General features: G+C 63.6%; 10 protein-coding genes. 7 read left to right on the plus strand and 3 right to left on the minus strand.

Going from position 1 to position 15,624, the window contains the following annotated elements:
• Positions 1-48: 48 nt before the first annotated feature.
• Entirely contained in the window at positions 49-1,521 is a 1,473-nt protein-coding gene (locus ACPWR9_RS11855) for an efflux transporter outer membrane subunit (RefSeq protein WP_426297937.1), read from the plus strand.
• A gap of 2 nt (positions 1,522-1,523) precedes the next feature.
• Here ACPWR9_RS11855 and ACPWR9_RS11860 read toward each other — a convergent pair whose 3' ends face one another.
• A complete protein-coding gene (locus ACPWR9_RS11860; protein ID WP_426296755.1) occupies positions 1,524-2,387 on the minus strand; it encodes a LysR substrate-binding domain-containing protein in 864 nt (287 codons plus the stop codon).
• Between the two features lie 122 nt (positions 2,388-2,509).
• Between ACPWR9_RS11860 and ACPWR9_RS11865 the strand changes: the two genes are divergently transcribed.
• The 4 genes from ACPWR9_RS11865 (at position 2,510) to ACPWR9_RS11880 (ending at position 9,454) form a co-directional block, all read left to right on the plus strand.
• Positions 2,510-3,286, plus strand: coding sequence for a class I SAM-dependent methyltransferase (locus ACPWR9_RS11865; protein WP_426296754.1), 777 nt, complete (start codon positions 2,510-2,512; stop codon positions 3,284-3,286).
• A 117-nt stretch (positions 3,287-3,403) separates the two neighbouring features.
• Positions 3,404-6,142 carry a cation-transporting P-type ATPase gene (locus ACPWR9_RS11870; RefSeq protein WP_426296753.1) on the plus strand — a complete coding sequence of 913 codons (2,739 nt, stop codon included), beginning with the start codon at positions 3,404-3,406 and terminating at the stop codon, positions 6,140-6,142.
• A gap of 19 nt (positions 6,143-6,161) precedes the next feature.
• Positions 6,162-7,235 carry a DUF4105 domain-containing protein gene (locus ACPWR9_RS11875; protein WP_426296752.1) on the plus strand — a complete coding sequence of 358 codons (1,074 nt, stop codon included), beginning with the start codon at positions 6,162-6,164 and terminating at the stop codon, positions 7,233-7,235.
• Positions 7,232-9,454, plus strand: a complete 2,223-nt coding sequence (locus ACPWR9_RS11880) for an esterase/lipase family protein (protein ID WP_426296751.1) — start codon at positions 7,232-7,234, stop codon at positions 9,452-9,454. The genes ACPWR9_RS11875 and ACPWR9_RS11880 overlap by 4 nt, the downstream gene beginning before the upstream one ends.
• 22 nt (positions 9,455-9,476) lie before the next feature.
• Here the strand turns inward: ACPWR9_RS11880 and ACPWR9_RS11885 are convergent, their stop codons facing one another.
• Together ACPWR9_RS11885 and ACPWR9_RS11890 are read right to left on the minus strand one after the other, a co-directional pair.
• Entirely contained in the window at positions 9,477-10,070 is a 594-nt protein-coding gene (locus ACPWR9_RS11885) for a molybdopterin-dependent oxidoreductase (RefSeq protein ID WP_426296750.1), read from the minus strand.
• 80 nt (positions 10,071-10,150) lie between these two features.
• Positions 10,151-12,019 carry a sulfatase-like hydrolase/transferase gene (locus ACPWR9_RS11890; protein ID WP_426296749.1) on the minus strand — a complete coding sequence of 623 codons (1,869 nt, stop codon included), beginning with the start codon at positions 12,017-12,019 and terminating at the stop codon, positions 10,151-10,153.
• 132 nt (positions 12,020-12,151) lie between these two features.
• Between ACPWR9_RS11890 and ACPWR9_RS11895 the strand changes: the two genes are divergently transcribed.
• Together ACPWR9_RS11895 and metE are read left to right on the plus strand one after the other, a co-directional pair.
• Positions 12,152-13,183 (plus strand): LysR family transcriptional regulator, encoded by a 1,032-nt coding sequence (locus ACPWR9_RS11895; protein ID WP_426296748.1) that lies wholly within the window; start codon positions 12,152-12,154, stop codon positions 13,181-13,183.
• A gap of 97 nt (positions 13,184-13,280) precedes the next feature.
• Positions 13,281-15,569, plus strand: coding sequence for a 5-methyltetrahydropteroyltriglutamate--homocysteine S-methyltransferase (gene metE / locus ACPWR9_RS11900; RefSeq protein WP_426296747.1), 2,289 nt, complete (start codon positions 13,281-13,283; stop codon positions 15,567-15,569).
• Positions 15,570-15,624 lie beyond the last annotated feature (55 nt).

The raw sequence follows: 15,624 nt of genomic DNA on the forward strand, positions 1-15,624 counted from the left end.
ATGAAACCGATGAAACTGCCCGCTAACGTGTCGCCATCCGTGCCGCCCATGCCCACGCCCTCGCCGCGTCGTTGGCCGCGCCTCACCTTCGCCTGCCTCGCCAGTCTTGTGCTGCTTAGCGCTTGCGCCGTCGGTCCCGACTATCAACGCCCGGCGGTCGCCATGCCGACGCAATTCACCGAATTGGAGGGCTGGACGCAAGCGAAGCCGGATGCCGAAGGCCCCAAGGGGGAATGGTGGAAAGGGTTTCACGATCCGCTGCTCGACGAGTTGATGCCGCAAGTGGAGGTGTCGAACCAGACCGTGCGGCAGAGCTACGCCAACTATCAGCAGGCGTTGGCTGAGGTGCGTGTCGCGCGCGCAGGACTGTTCCCGACCGTCGGCATCGACGGCTCCGCGACACGCTCACGCGGCAGTGGCAGCGGTGCCAGCACCAACGCGGCGCTGGCCTCGCGCGGCGCCACGATTGTGAATGCGGCCTCCGCCGAAGGCACGGTCAGTTGGGCGCCGGACATCTGGGGCCAAGTGCGCCGCACCATCGAACAAAGCAGCAGCACTGCGCAAGCCAGTGCAGCGACGCTCGCCAACGCGACACTCTCGGAGCAGATTGCCCTCGCGAATGCGGTGATCGACTTGCGCGTCACCGACGCCAATATCGCGCTACTCAAGCAGACCGTCGACGCCTACACCGAGTACCTGCGAGTGGTGGCCGATCAGGATCGCGCGGGCACGGTGCCGCCATCCGACCTCATCACGGCGCGCACGCAGTTGGAGAATGCCCGTTCGAGCCTGATTGCGTTGGGCGTGTCGCGCGCGCAGTACGCCCACGCCATTGCCGTGCTGGTCGGGCGAAATCCGGAATCGCTGACGATTACCCCGAGCAATTCGCTGCCGACGCTGCCCGACGTCCCCATCGGCTTACCCTCCACGCTGCTGCAACGCCGTCCGGACATCGCGGTCGCCGAGCGCCAGATGGCGGCGCAAAACGCGGCCATCGGCATTGCCGTGGCGGCGTACTACCCGAATATCACCTTGTCGCTTTCCGACGGATTCTCCGCCGCGCCGGTGGCCGGGCTATTCAAGATTGCGAACTATGTCTGGTCGTTGGGGGCGAGTGCGAGCGAGACGATCTTCGACGCAGGCCAACGCAGCGCCAAGGTGGATGCGGCTAAGGCGGGCTACGACGCCACCGTGGCCAACTATCGCGGCACTGTGCTGACGGCGTTGCAAGGGGTGGAGAACGATCTGGCGTCGCTGCGCATTCTCGAGCAACAGTCGCAAGTGCTCGACATGGCGGTGAAGGACGCCACGGACGGCGCGCGCATTGCGCTCAACGAATATCAGGCGGGCACCGTCGACTACACCACGGTGGTGACGGCAACGACAACGCAACTCAATACGCAACAAAGTGCGCTGAACGTGCACGAATCGCGCCTGTTGGCGGCGACGGCACTCATCGGTGATCTCGGCGGCGGCTGGTCGGACACCCAACTCTCGGAGAATGACCCAGTGAAGAAGTGAGCCTAGACCGCCTCGCGCGCCAACCGCTCGCGCAACCAGCGCAGAAAGTTGTCGAAGTCTGGCGGCGGTACACCGTCGCCGGGCAACGCCATCAAGCCAAAGGGCAGTCCCAGGAAACCCCATGGCGCGATCAATTGCCCTTCGCTGAGTTCTTTTCGCACCAGACGTTGCTCGACGAGTGCGACGCCCAACCCAGAGAGGGCCGCCTCGATGCACAGATGCGTGTGCGGGAAGGCGATTTCGCCGCCCGCACCAATCCTCTCCTTCGATTGCCCATCCCAATACGTCCAAGCACTCGACGTGAAGTCGTGGGTAATGCGTGTGCCCGAAGCGGCGCGGCGGGCATAGCCGGGCGCGCACACCGGGCCGAAAGCCACGGGCGCAAGACGGATCGCGCGCTGACGATCGGCCTCCGGGTACGACGTGAGATCCCATGCGATCACCAAATCGGCGCCTTCGCTGCGAATGCCGCGCGCGGAGGTCATCGACAATCGGATGCCGACATCGGGGTACTGACGATAGAAATCGGCCAGATTTGGCACCAGCCAGCGCATAGCGAACGTCGCACTGCATGCCACATGCAGTCCGGAGCGCTGCACCTGCGTGCGAATTCGGGTGTAGCCCTGCTCCAACTGGTCGAAGACCGACGTAACGAGGGCGTAGAGGCCATGCCCGTGAGCATTGAGCTTCAGGCCAGTTCCGTCCTTGTCGAACAAGGGTGCGCCGACGTGTTCCTGAAGCAGCTTCAATTGGCGGCTGATGGCACCGTGCGTTCGGAACAGTTCCTCCGCGGCCTTGGTGACCGACTGGTGTCTGGCCGTGGCTTCGAAGGCGCGTAGCAGCGATAACGGCGGCAGGTCCCGCATCAAGATTCCTTTCGTTAAATAAACTATCGAATCCGATGAAAAAACTCGATTTTCGGAGTGTACCGTACGCCCTATCCTTTCTCATCATGGAAGGCTCAACAACATCGGAAGGGGAGAGTTGAATGGATAAGCGATTTAACGATGGGAGCGCCGGCGATGCCAATTACGGCACGATCGGCATGGGTTACACGAACTATCGCCAACCCGATCCACATATCGAGGCGTTTATCCGGCGAGCCTTGGGAGACGCGCGGACCGTGCTTAATGTCGGCGCCGGGGCTGGCTCGTACGAGCCTGTCGACCGTGAAGTCGTCGCCATGGAGCCGTCCGAGTCGATGCGTGCGCAACGCCCGGCGCACTTGCCCGTCGCGATCGACGGCGTGGCACAGCATCTGCCCTTTGCCGACGCCACCTTCGACGCCAGCATGGCGACATTCACCGTGCACCAATGGCCCGATCTCGCGGCGGGCTTGCAGGAGATGCGACGCGTGACGCGCGGCCCGGTGTTGATTCTGACCTGCGCGCCGACCCGCCTTCATCTCTCATGGTTGGCCGACTACGCGCCGGACATGATTGCCGTCGAAGCTCGCCGGTATCCCACCATCGCCGCCATCGAGGAAGGATTGGGCGGCCGTGTGGAGGTGCAACCCGTGGAAATTCCGCTCATGTGTACCGACGGTTTCAGCGAAGCGTATTACGGACGCCCCGAGCGCCTGCTTGAACCGGGTGCGCGACGCGCCAACTCAGCGTGGAGCTTTGTTGAACCCGGCGTGGAAGCAAAGTTCGTCGAACGCCTTAGCCGCGATCTCGAGAATGACACGTGGGATAAGAAGTACGGCGCGCTGCGCACCCAGCCGTTTTTCGACGGATCGTTGCGCTTGATCGTCGGGCATCCGTAATTACCCTTTCCTAGTGGGTTTAATTTCGCTTATGCTGCCCGGGAGTCACCCTCGTCTCGCCGATCCCTGCGGTATGTCGTGACCCGGTCACGGCTACCGCCGTTCCGAGGTCTCCCGATGCAACGCGATGACAACGCCCCCCCGCAGCATCCCTGGCACACGTTTTCGGTCGAACAAACGCAACTCGAACTTCAGACCGGCCCCGACGGCCTCGCGGATACCGAAGCCCAATCACGTCTAGACCGCTACGGCCCGAACCGGCTGACCGAACCCGCCCGGCGCGGCCCGCTCATGCGGCTGCTTCACCAGTTCCATAACATCCTGCTCTACGCCATGATGGGCGCCGCCGTCATCACGGCGATACTCGGCCATTGGCTCGATACTGCCGTGCTGTTGGCCGCCGTGATCGTCAACGCCCTCATCGGTTTCGTGCAGGAAGGCAAAGCGGAATCGGCGCTCGCCGCCATTCGCGGCATGCTCGCGCCCCACGCCACGGTCATGCGCGGCGGCCAACGCAGCGAGATCGACGCCACCACGCTCGTGCCCGGCGACGTCGTCGTACTCGCCTCCGGTGACCGCGTGCCCGCCGACTTGCGCCTGATCGCCTCGCGTGAACTGCGCGTCGACGAAGCCGCACTCACCGGCGAATCCGAGCCGGTGCAGAAGGAGCTCGGCACCGTCGCAGAAGACGCCTCGCTCGGCGATCGCTGGTGTCTGGCCTATGCGGGCACGGTTGTGGTCTACGGCCAGGCGACCGGCATCGTGGTCGCCACCGGCGCGCACACCGAGCTTGGCCGTATCAATCACCTGCTCACCGATGTGGACAGCGGCACCACGCCGCTGCTGCGTCAGATCGACAAATTCGGTCACGGACTTGCCGCCGCCATCGCCGTCGTCGCGGTGCTCACCTTCCTGCTCGGCTGGCTATGGCGCGGCGAGCCTGCGGGCGAAATGTTCATGGTGGTGGTCGCGCTCGTGGCCTCCGCGATTCCCGAGGGGTTGCCCGCCATCATGACGGTCATCCTCGCGCGCGGCGTGCAGCGCATGGCCCACGAGAAGGCCATCGTGCGGCGATTGCCCGCCGTCGAAACGCTAGGCTCGGTCACCGTCATCTGCTCGGACAAGACGGGCACGCTCACTCGTAACGAGATGACCGTGCAGCGCGTGGTGACGGCAGGACTCGTCTACGACGTGAGCGGCGCGGGCTATGTTCCGGAAGGCCAATTCCGCCTGAACGGGAATGACGTCGATTTCGCGCAACATCCCGAACTGCTGTTGACCGCCCGCGCGGGTGAGCTTTGCAACGACGCTCGCGTGCTGCAAGACGAGGAAGGCCGCTGGCGCGTCGAAGGCGACCCGACAGAAGGTGCGCTGTTGGTGCTGGGCGCTAAGGCGGGACTCTCGCGCGAGTTGCTGCAAACCGAATGGCCGCGCCGCGACAGCATTCCGTTCGAGTCGCAGCATCGCTTCATGGCGACGTACCATGCCGACCGGGACGGCAACCCGTGGATCTTCGTGAAAGGGGCACCGGAGCGCATCTTCGAGATGTGCCGTGACCAGATCAGCGCACCGGGCGGTGACCCGGTGGCACCGGTCGATCTCGACTATTGGCGGCGCATGATCACCGACACGGCGGCGCAGGGCTTGCGCGTGCTGGGTCTCGCGTACAAACGTGCGGCGCCCGCCGGGGAGCGGATCGAGTTCAGCGATGTGGATAGCGGTTTCACCCTGCTGGCCTTGGTGGGCATCATCGACCCGCCGCGCCCGGAAGCGATTGCCGCCGTGGCCGAATGCCACCGTGCCGGTATCCGCGTGAAGATGATTACCGGCGATCACGCCGAAACGGCCAAGGCCATCGGCGCGCAACTCGATATTGGCGTGGGCAAGCCTGCCGTCACCGGCGCAGAAGTCGCGCTCATGGACGACGCGGAGCTGCGCCGCGTGGCGCTGGACATCGATGTCTTCGCCCGCGCCAGCCCCGAGCACAAACTCCGCCTCGTGCAAGCCTTACAGGACGACGGCCAGGTAGTCGCCATGACGGGCGACGGTGTGAACGACGCGCCAGCCCTGAAAAGAGCCGATGTCGGCGTCGCCATGGGCTTCAAAGGCACCGAAGCCGCCAAGGAAGCCGCCGACATCGTGCTCACCGACGATAACTTCGCGAGCATCGCCAAGGCCGTGCGGCAAGGGCGTGGCGTCTACGACAACCTTAAGAAGTTCATCCTGTTCATGCTGCCGACCAACGGCGGCGAGGCGCTCGTGGTCATTGCCGGGGTCATGCTCTCGCTCGGCGTGGTACCGCTGACCCCGGCGCAAGTGCTCTGGATCAATATGGTCACGTCCAGCACGCTCGGTATTGCGCTAGCCTTCGAGCGCGCCGAGCCGGGCATCATGGAGCGCTCGCCGCGCCCGCCCGGCACGTCGTTGCTGTCGTGGTTCTTCATCTGGCGCGTGACGCTCGTCTCAGTGCTCATGATGATCGGCACGTTCGGCCTGTTCTATATAGAGTGGCGTAACGGCGCGAGCATCGAATCAGCCCGCACCATGGCGGTCAATGCGCTGGTGGTCGCCGAGATGTTCTATTTGCTCAGTAGCCGCTCGATTTTCCGTAGCGCGCTTACGGTGACAGGACTTTTCGGCAATCGCGTTGCACTGATCACGATTGCGGCGTGCCTTGTTTTACAAATGATCTTCACTTACACGCCGTTCATGCAAAATACGTTCGGCTCCGCGCCGTTGAACGGGCGCGAATGGCTGGAAGTCATGGGTGCCGGACTGCTGGTATTCTTCGGGGCCGAAATTGAGAAATGGGTCGTACGCCGCGCCGGTTGGGCCGAGCGGCTAGCAAGACAGTAAGGTTTCCGATCAGCAAAACATGGTGCAACTGCAATCCCACGCCGGCGACGCGCTCGCCGGCCATCACATTGCGTGGTACGTCTACGTGCTGCGCACCCTCCTCGCCCTTATCGTGCTGGGCGCCTGCGCCTGGGGCGCCATGGCGCTGGCCTACCAATGCCCCGGCCCAGCGCTCGCGCGCTACGCCGTCATTGCCCTGTGGGTCGTGCTTGGCGCCGCGGCGATCATCGCGCTATTGCGCGTGCGCGCCGGTGCACCGCTACGTGGCTGGCCGCTCGCCTTCCTGATTGCCGCCATTGTGCTCATCGCCTGGTGGCAGACGCTACGGCCGTCGAACACGCGCGACTGGGCACCCGATGTCGCGCAATTGCTCGACCCGCATTGGAACGGCTCGCAGGTCACGCTTGGCAACGTGCGCAACTTCGAATGGCGCACCGAAACCGACTTCACGCCCCGCTGGGAAACGCGCCGCTACGATCTCGACAAACTCGTGAGCGCCGATCTCGTGCTGTCGTATTGGATGGGCCCGGCCATCGCGCATACCTTGGTGTCGTTCGGGTTCTCGGACGGCCAGCGCGTGGTGTTCTCCATCGAAATTCGCAAAAAGCGCGGGCAGTCGTTCTCGGCCGTCGGCGGTTTCTTCAAGGACTTCGAAGCCACGCTGGTCGCTGCCGATGAGCGCGATATCCTGCGCGTGCGCAGCAACGTGCGTGGCGAAGACGTACATCTCTATCGGCTGAACATCCCCGCTGCGGAACTGCGTAAGGTGTTCGTCGGCTATTTGGAGCGGGCCCGCGACCTACAACGCACCCCCGAGTGGTACAACACGCTCACCAGTAATTGCACGACCATCGTGTTCGAACTGGCGCGCATCATCGCGCCCGGCTTGCCGCTCGACTACCGCCTGCTGCTCTCGGGCTACTTCGCCGAATACGCCTACGACCAAGGCGGCCTCACGCCTGGCTTCACTTACGACCAGTTGCAGTCGCGCGGCGATTTCGTCAAACGTGCGCTGGCCGCTGGCGATTCCCCCGACTTCTCGACACTGATCCGCCAAGGCGTGCCCGGCGACGATCCTAAGGTGACACCGTGATCGTTGCATTGCATTCCTCGGCAATTCCCGCGGTACCGAACGCCAACGCCCGAACCCTTTGGCAACGCCTGCTGCCGATCGCCACGTTGGTGGCCAGCGCCGTGTGGCTCAGCGGCTGCGCCATGGTGGAAGTGCGTTCGCTCGGCCCGGAGCAGTACATCGCGATGAAACGCGGCGACATCTTGTCGACGGGCAAGCTCAGCGCATCGACGGACGAGACGATTCGCGTGGCCGGGCTGGACGAGACGATTTGTGCCAAGCCGTCGCTCGACTGCATCGATGCCCTCGGACGCGCCAAGGAAATCGATATCGACCGGCGTCTGGCCGCCATGGCTGAAATGTCGATGCAGTTAGCCGTTGCGCAAACCCCAGCCAGCGACACGCTCTGGAACGACTCGCAGTTCGACCTCTGGCTGCGCACCGCGCGCTACGCCTATGCGTATCTGTTTTATGGCGACCGCCCCTCCAGCGAGCGCGCCTTCGAGGACCGTCAGACGCAGGTGCGCGACTACTACAACTACGCGGTGCAAATGTTCTCGGTGGCGCTGTTCCGCCGGGTGCAACGCACCGGCAGCGACAAGATCGCGGGCTGGACGTTACCGGTGGATGCGAGCAGCGTGCGCTTTGCCGATAACCATACGCAGCCGCGCGAGGTATTGCCCGCGTCGACGCTGCGCTTCGCGGGCCTTCGCAGCCCGTACCGCCGCGACGGCTTCGGCGCGGAACTGGTGGCCGTGCTCGACGAAAAGTCCGCTGCGGACGCGGTGGTTGCCGGTCGCCGTACCCCGGCACCGCGTGGCGACGCCTCGACTGGCCCGGACAACGATGGCGTCTATTCGACCAACACGAGTAACGACCAAACGCCCGGCAGCCGCGCCCGCACGAACCGCGAGAGTCAGGCGTCGCGAGACTTTCATCGCGCGACCGATCCGAACACCGGCCCCGAGTTCAGCGAAATGTCGTCGCCGTCGCTCACGCTGCTGCTTCGCTTCGACGGCCTCACGCTCGACGAGATTCTGTCCACGCATGTCGCCACGCTTGTCGTGTACGACCCGTACCGGCAGGCGTCGGTCGAGTTGCATGGTCAGACCGTGCCGCTCGCGGGCAACTTCACTGCGGGATATGGCTTGTGGCTCGCGCGCTCGGGCTTTGCCGAGCAATCGCTACGCACGTTGTTCGGGCGAGATCGTGGCATCGACCGGCCGCACATCTATCTGATGCAGCCGTTCGACCCGAGCCGCCGCGTCATCCTGATGCTGCATGGTTTGGCGAGCAGTCCGGAAGCGTGGGTGAATCTGGCCAATGAGATTCAGGGCGACGCGACGCTGCGTGAGCGGTTCCAGATCTGGCAGGTGTATTACCCGACCAACGCGCCGCTGCTGGTGAACGCGATGGCGATTCGCAAAGCCTTCGACGCGACGCTCGAGCACTTCGACCCGGATGGCTTGTCGGCCGCCTCGCACGACGCCGTCGTCATCGGGCATAGCATGGGCGGCGTGATCGCCCGGTTGATGGTGTCGAGCGCGAACGACGAGCTATGGAACGCGTTTCAGGACGACTACCACCTCGATGGCGAGCAATTGGAACGCGCCCGCAACCGACTCGATCCGCTGTTCCACTTCGGGCCGGTGCCGCAGTTCGAGCGGGCGATCTTCATTGCCGCGCCGCATCGCGGCACACCGTTCGCCCGTAACCGTATCGGACGCTGGATCTCCAACCTCATCAAGCTGCCCGTCACGCTGCTCTCGGGCATCGACGACGTGCTGCACTACGCGACCGGCTCGGAAGACAACCCCTCCGAGGGCAAGACGCGCTACGTGCCCAACAGCATCGACCAGTTGCGCGACAACGATCCCTACGTGGTAGCCGCCGCCGGTCTGAAGATTTCACCGCAAGTGCAATACCACTCGATCATCGCGCGCCGCGACGCCAAAGGCCCGCTCAACGAATCGAGCGACGGCGTGGTGCCGTACACGAGTGCACATTTGGATGGGGCAGCTTCCGAGCGCGTGATTGTCTCGGGGCATAGCGTGCAAGAGACGCCGCAGGCCATTCTGGAAATTCGCCGCATCCTGCACGAGGATGTCGACGAACTGGATCCGGTGCAATCGCTCAAGGGGGTACGGGCGTTTCAGACGATCAATCCGCCGCCGCTCGCAGCACCGAGTGCCCCCGCCAAGGCCGTTGCGCCGGGCGGAGCCATCGCCCCGGCGCAATAACGCCACGTCACCCCAGCGCCGCTCAGGAAACCGCGTTCACCTGAATGTGATACACGCCCCACGGGCACAGTGTGAATTGTTCCTTGAGCGGCTTGCCAGCCAATGCCGGGATAGCTGCCGGGTCGTAGACCGCCCACAACGGACCGAGGCCGCCAAGCGCGAGCGGCTTATCGTCGAGGTGGGTCGCGAGCAGGAAGTCATAGTCGCGTAACTGGCCGAGCGTCGTGGCGACGACATAGCCGTCGAGTGCGCGCAGCAAGATTTGCGTGGCCGGGTTCGACGGCATGACGGTTTGCGTCAGCACGTCGGCCAGACGCGGGCCGCGCAGCGAGTGCGGCTTGGCGTCGTATTCCAATGTCGGCCGGATGGTTTGCGCAGGCATGCGAACAAGCGCGGCAAAATCGAACGTATATGCCGCCTCGAACTGCACCAGTTGCTTATGGAAAAGCTGATCGAGCGCCGGATCGACCGGCCCCCGGTTGTAGCGCGCGATGGCGCCACTGACGGTGATAATCGGCGTGGTGCCGGCTGGCGGGGGCGATACCTGCGGTTTTGCCAGCGCGGGCGCCGAGACACCGAGCGCAACGGCGCTGGTCAGAAATTCACGTTTCTTCATGCGAGGTCGTGACGAAAGGAGACGCATGAGGTTAGCACGCAAACCCGCGCGCCCCCGCCCGTCACGACATCGTTTGTCGCTTAGCGCGCAGGCGCCGTAACCGCCTTCTGGAACGTGAACTGCACCCGCCCATCCACAATCGGCAGAATGTCGGGTCGGTCTTCACCGACTTCGGCATCGAGCCGCTCATTCAAGCGCGCATTCATCGCCATCAGCAACTCGCCATTGCCGCGAGCATCGAGCGCGAGATTGCGTGACTCGGTCGGATCGGCATGCAGGTCGTACAGCTCCACGTCGTTGTTTGCGAACAGGGCTTCGAGCGATGTCGGCCGGTTGAACTGCGTCGGCGAGAAGTAGCGCGAGAACCGGTAGCGACCGTCGAACACACTGCGAATCATGCCGCGGTGCCGGAAGTCCGGCTGTCGCGCCATCACCCGCCGATGAATCTCCTCGATCGGCACGCCCTTCTCGCGCAACGTGGCGTACTCCTGCGCGAGCCATTCGCTGTCGTAGAACAGCAGCATCGCGTAGTTGAACAAGGCCGCCGGGCGCACGGCATCGACACCCTGCCGTTCCGGCGCACGCAGCAACGGCGTCAGGTTGTGCCCGTGCGCTGCCTCGCCCGCGATGCGGGCAATACCGGCAGCGTCCAGCCCGGTCAGCCCGAGCAGCGTGGGGGTGATATCGACGTGCGAGCTCAACGCTGCGCATTGCTTGCCGCCCGGATACGCCGGATGGCGAATCACCAACGGCACATTGTTTTGCTCGCGATACGTCGTCGGCCCCTTGCCGACCAGCTTGTGCGCACCGACGTGATCGCCATGATCGGCACTCATCACCACGATGGTGTTCTTGTCGATGCCCAGTTCACGCAGCGTATCGAGCAGCGTCACCACGTGCGTATCGCAATCGCGGATGCAGTTGAAGTAATAGTCCTGATAGACGCGCAGCCGCGCATCGTCGATCGGATAGTCCCCCACCAGCACGCCTTCCGCGGCGTTGTACACACCATGCGCGGCCGGGCGTCCCGGGGCGTCGTAGGCTTGTTTGCGTGTGGCGGCGAGTGGCACGTCCCAGTGCGCGTCGTACAGTGCATCGCGCGGCGGGCGGGCGTTACCGAGGGTCGGCGGCTTGGCGTTTTGCTGGTTCACGCCCACCGGATCGGTGTTCAGGAACATCGCGTCGTGCGGATTGACGAGATTCACCGCCATGAACCACGGCTTGTTCTCGCTACCCAGTTGCGCGCCCCGCCCACGCAGCCACGACACGGCCGACGAGGTGGTCAGGCCGTCGTACGTATAGCCGCCGCGCACCCGGCCAATCAGGTCGCCGACGCCGAAGTAGTCGTCGAAGCCATACGACTTGATCAGTTCGTTGTACTCCGCCGTCGGCGTGTCGTACGGCGTGTGGTTGTGGTGCAGCTTGCCGCTCAAGTGCCATTTGCCCAGATAGGCGGCGTAATAGCCCGCGTCTTTCATCATGTCGCCGATGGTGCGGATGTCGGGCGACATATCGGGCTGCCACGGAATGCCGCAGTTATCGAACACGCGGGTGTGTTGAATGTGCTGCCCGGTGTAGACCGTCGAGCGCGACGGCGAGCAAACACACGAAGCAATCTGGTGATTCACGAACGTCACGCCCTCACGGCGCAGACGCTCACGCCCCGGTACCGGGAACGGCCATTTGTCGAAATGCCGCTCCTGATCCGTGAGGATAAATAGGATGTTGTAGCCCTTCGGCGGTGCTGGCGGGGCCTCGGCAGGCATGACGTAGCCGTCGTCCGGTGACGCGGCACCACGCGACGCGGCGGCGGACGCTGCCACGGCGGATGAGGCCAGTCCGGCGGAGGCTACCGCGGCACCGGCTTGCTTCAGAAAGTTACGGCGAGACGGTTTTGCGGCGCTGTCGGAAGTCCCGGCATTCAATTCATCGTTGTTGTCGATTGTCATTTGATGTCACGCATCGGGCGGTAACGGAATCTCATTATTTGGCAAGATTCAGCACCTATCGATGAAAAGTGACGCTATATTCATTACCTGAGTGACATTAATAGCGCGTTGACGCACCTACCAGTTCAAGTCATGACGACAGCCCCCACCTCCCCAGCGCACACCGCGGGTCACAACGGACTCGTCGACGACCCCGTTCGACTGTCTCGCCAGATTCCCGCGGTACTTCGAAAGTTGCGCATCCGCGATCTGGAAACGTTGCGCTGGCTTGGCCGCACGCGCAGCTTCGCGCGCACCGCAGAAGCAGCGGCGATCACGCAACCGGCGTTGTCGAAATGGCTAAAGGAGATTGAGGAGGCGTTGGGGGTATCGCTGTTCGAGCGAACGACGCGCCGCGTGAGCCCAACGCCCTACGGTGAGGCACTGCTGGAGCGTGCCGAGCGCATGCTGACCGATCTGGCGGGCGTCGCCCCAGCGCTGCAAGCGTTACGCGATGGACTCGGGCAGCCCGTCAACGTCGGCATTCTGCCGGGGATGGCCAGCGTGCTGATGCCGCAAGCGCTTGCCATGCTGGAACAAACGGGGCCCGCGTTACGTATCAACTTGTTCGAAGAGACACTGGACCGCTTGCTGCCGCGCGCCCATTGGCATGAGATCGATCTGCTGGTTTGCCGTCTCGATGCTGCCGCGATGAATGCAGGTCTGGGTGTCGTGCCCTTGTACGACGATGACGTGCGGGTATTCGGTGCGCACAACCATCCGCTGACACGTATCGCGACGCCGACGTGGGCCGACGCCGCACGTTTTCCGTGGATCGTGCCGCCACCGGGGACACCCATGCGGCGAGCTATCGACACTGAGTTCGCCCATCAGGGGCTGCCCGCGCCGCGCATCGTGATGGAATCGACGTCTCTCATGACGAACGCGAGCACCGCGCAGGCGATGCCATGCCTCTTCCTTGCCTCGACGCTCGGCGTCGCCCGCTCACCACTAGGCAGCAGCCTGCATGACTTCGGCCTGCGCTTTAACCACGTCGCACCCACCGTCGGCGTGCTGTATGGACAAGCGCCAAACGCCGCGGCGCTGGCACTCATCGAGGTGCTGCGAGAGGTTTCGCGGTCGCTGGCACCGCCCTCTTACGCACGACCACATGAACAAAACTAATATCAACCTGAATTAAGACCATTTTTATTCATTGGTAGATGTCTCTAAGATCGTCGTCACGGTTCCACTCATCTGGCGGCGACGTCACTAGAGACTCATGGCAAAGACACACAATCTCGGATTCCCGCGCATTGGCGCGAAGCGCGAACTGAAGTTCGGTCTGGAAGCGTATTGGAAAGGCCAATCGTCGCGCGACGAGTTGAAGTCGCTGGGCGCGTCGCTGCGTCAGCGTCACTGGCAAGATCAGGCGGGCCTCGATCTGGCACCGGTCGGCGACTTCGCGTTCTACGATCAAGTGCTCGACATGAGCTTCACGCTGGGCAACCTGCCCGAGCGCGTGCAGGGCTTCCACGGTGATGCACTAGATAACTACTTCCGCGTTGCGCGTGGACGCTCCGCCCAGCGCGCCGAAGCCCACGCCGACTGCTGCGGCGGTGTCGCTGCCGGTGAAATGACGAAGTGGTTCGATACGAACTATCACTACATCGTCCCGGAATTCTCGGCCGCCACGACGTTCTCGCTCGACGCCTCCCGCCTGATCGAACAACTTGCCGAAGCTCGCGCCGCTGGCGTGAAGGCCAAGCCGGTCATCATTGGCCCGGTCACGTACCTGTGGCTCGGCAAAGCCAAGGACGATAGCGACAAGCTCGCGCTGTTGCCGCGTCTGCTGCCGGTGTACGTGAAACTGCTCGAAACCCTCGCCGCGCAAGGCGTGGAATGGGTGCAGATCGACGAACCGATTCTGGTGACCGAACTCGGTGCCGATTGGCAAAAGGCATTCGAGACGGCTTACGCCGCGCTCGCTGCTGCGCCAGTCAAACGTCTGCTCGCCACGTACTTCGGCGAGCTGATCGAGAACCTACCGCTGGCCTGCCGCCTGCCGGTCGATGGCTTGCATCTCGACGCCGTGAACGCCAAGACCGAAGTCGCCAAGGTTATCGCTGCGCTGCCCGCTGACAACGTCGTCTCGCTCGGTGTCGTCAATGGCCGCAACATTTGGAAGTCGGATCTGGCCGCGGTGCTGGAATGGCTCGAACCGATCGCAAAATCCCTCGGCGAGCGTCTGTGGATCGCACCGTCGTGCTCGCTGCTGCACGTACCGGTCGATCTGGATAGCGAACAGAAGCTCGACGGCGAAATCCGGTCGTGGCTCGCCTTCGCCAAGCAGAAGCTGACGGAAATCAACGTCATAGCGCGCGCCATCAACGAAGGTCGGGACGCGGTGGCCACCGAGTTGGCTGCCAATGCCGCCGCCATCGCCAGCCGCCGTGCGTCGCCGCGTGTGCACAACCCGGCGGTCAAGGCTGCGGTGGCGAAGATCGAAGCCTCGCTGGGCCGCCGTCAGCGCCCCTACGTCGAGCGCGCGCCGAAGCAAGCTGCCAAGTTGAACCTGCCGCTGTTCCCGACCACCACCATCGGTTCGTTCCCGCAGACTGCCGAAATACGCGCTGCCCGCAGTCAGTTCAAGGCGGGCCAATTGGATCAGGCGAGCTACGTGGCCGCCATGCGCGCCGAGATCGAGCGCAGTGTGCGCGAGCAGGAAGCATTGGGGCTGGACGTGTTGGTGCATGGCGAAGCCGAACGCAACGACATGGTCGAATACTTCGGCGAGCAGCTCGAAGGCTACGCGTTCAGCCAGTTCGGCTGGGTGCAATCGTACGGCTCGCGTTGCGTGAAGCCGCCCATCATGTTCGGCGACATCAGCCGTCCGAAGGCGATGACCGTCGAGTGGATCAAGTACGCGCAGTCGCTAACCACCAAGCCGATGAAGGGCATGCTGACCGGTCCGGTGACGATTCTGAACTGGTCGTTCGTGCGCGACGATCAACCACGCTCGGTCTCGTGCTGCCAACTAGCCCTGGCGATTCGCGAAGAAGTGCTGGATCTGGAGCAAGCCGGGGTGCGTGTGATCCAGATTGACGAAGCCGCGCTGCGCGAAGGGCTGCCGCTGCGCCGCGCGCAATGGCAAACGTATCTGGATTGGGCGGTGGCGTCGTTCCGCATTACGGCCAATGGCGTGCAGGACGACACGCAAATCCACACGCACATGTGTTATTCGGAGTTCAACGACATCATCGCGGCCATTGCCGACATGGATGCTGACGTGATCACCATCGAGACGTCGCGCTCGGATATGGAACTGCTCGACGCGTTCGACTCGTTCCAGTACCCGAACGAGATCGGCCCGGGCGTGTACGACATCCACTCGCCGAACATCCCGACGCAAGAGCACATCGTGATGCTGATGCAAAAGGCCGCCGAGCGAATTCCGGCACAACGTCTGTGGGTCAATCCAGACTGCGGCCTGAAGACCCGTCAATGGGCGGAAGTCATCCCAGCGCTGCAAAACATGGTGGCGGCGGCGCAGACGTTGCGCGCGTTGTAAGCGGCACCACGCCCTTCCCGTGGCAGAAAGCCGTCTTTCACCGCCGCAAGCCTTT

The organism is Pandoraea pneumonica, from assembly GCF_049918595.1.
Taxonomy (GTDB): Bacteria; Pseudomonadota; Gammaproteobacteria; order Burkholderiales; family Burkholderiaceae; genus Pandoraea; species Pandoraea pneumonica_A.

Coding starts and splice junctions, on each gene's coding strand:
- ACPWR9_RS11855 (WP_426297937.1), top strand. CDS start 49: ATGCCCACGCCCTCGCCGCGTCGTTGGCCGCGCCTCACCTTCGCCTGC.
- ACPWR9_RS11860 (WP_426296755.1), bottom strand. CDS start 2,387: ATGCGGGACCTGCCGCCGTTATCGCTGCTACGCGCCTTCGAAGCCACG.
- ACPWR9_RS11865 (WP_426296754.1), top strand. CDS start 2,510: ATGGATAAGCGATTTAACGATGGGAGCGCCGGCGATGCCAATTACGGC.
- ACPWR9_RS11870 (WP_426296753.1), top strand. CDS start 3,404: ATGCAACGCGATGACAACGCCCCCCCGCAGCATCCCTGGCACACGTTT.
- ACPWR9_RS11875 (WP_426296752.1), top strand. CDS start 6,162: ATGGTGCAACTGCAATCCCACGCCGGCGACGCGCTCGCCGGCCATCAC.
- ACPWR9_RS11885 (WP_426296750.1), bottom strand. CDS start 10,070: ATGAAGAAACGTGAATTTCTGACCAGCGCCGTTGCGCTCGGTGTCTCG.
- ACPWR9_RS11890 (WP_426296749.1), bottom strand. CDS start 12,019: ATGACAATCGACAACAACGATGAATTGAATGCCGGGACTTCCGACAGC.
- ACPWR9_RS11895 (WP_426296748.1), top strand. CDS start 12,152: ATGACGACAGCCCCCACCTCCCCAGCGCACACCGCGGGTCACAACGGA.
- metE (WP_426296747.1), top strand. CDS start 13,281: ATGGCAAAGACACACAATCTCGGATTCCCGCGCATTGGCGCGAAGCGC.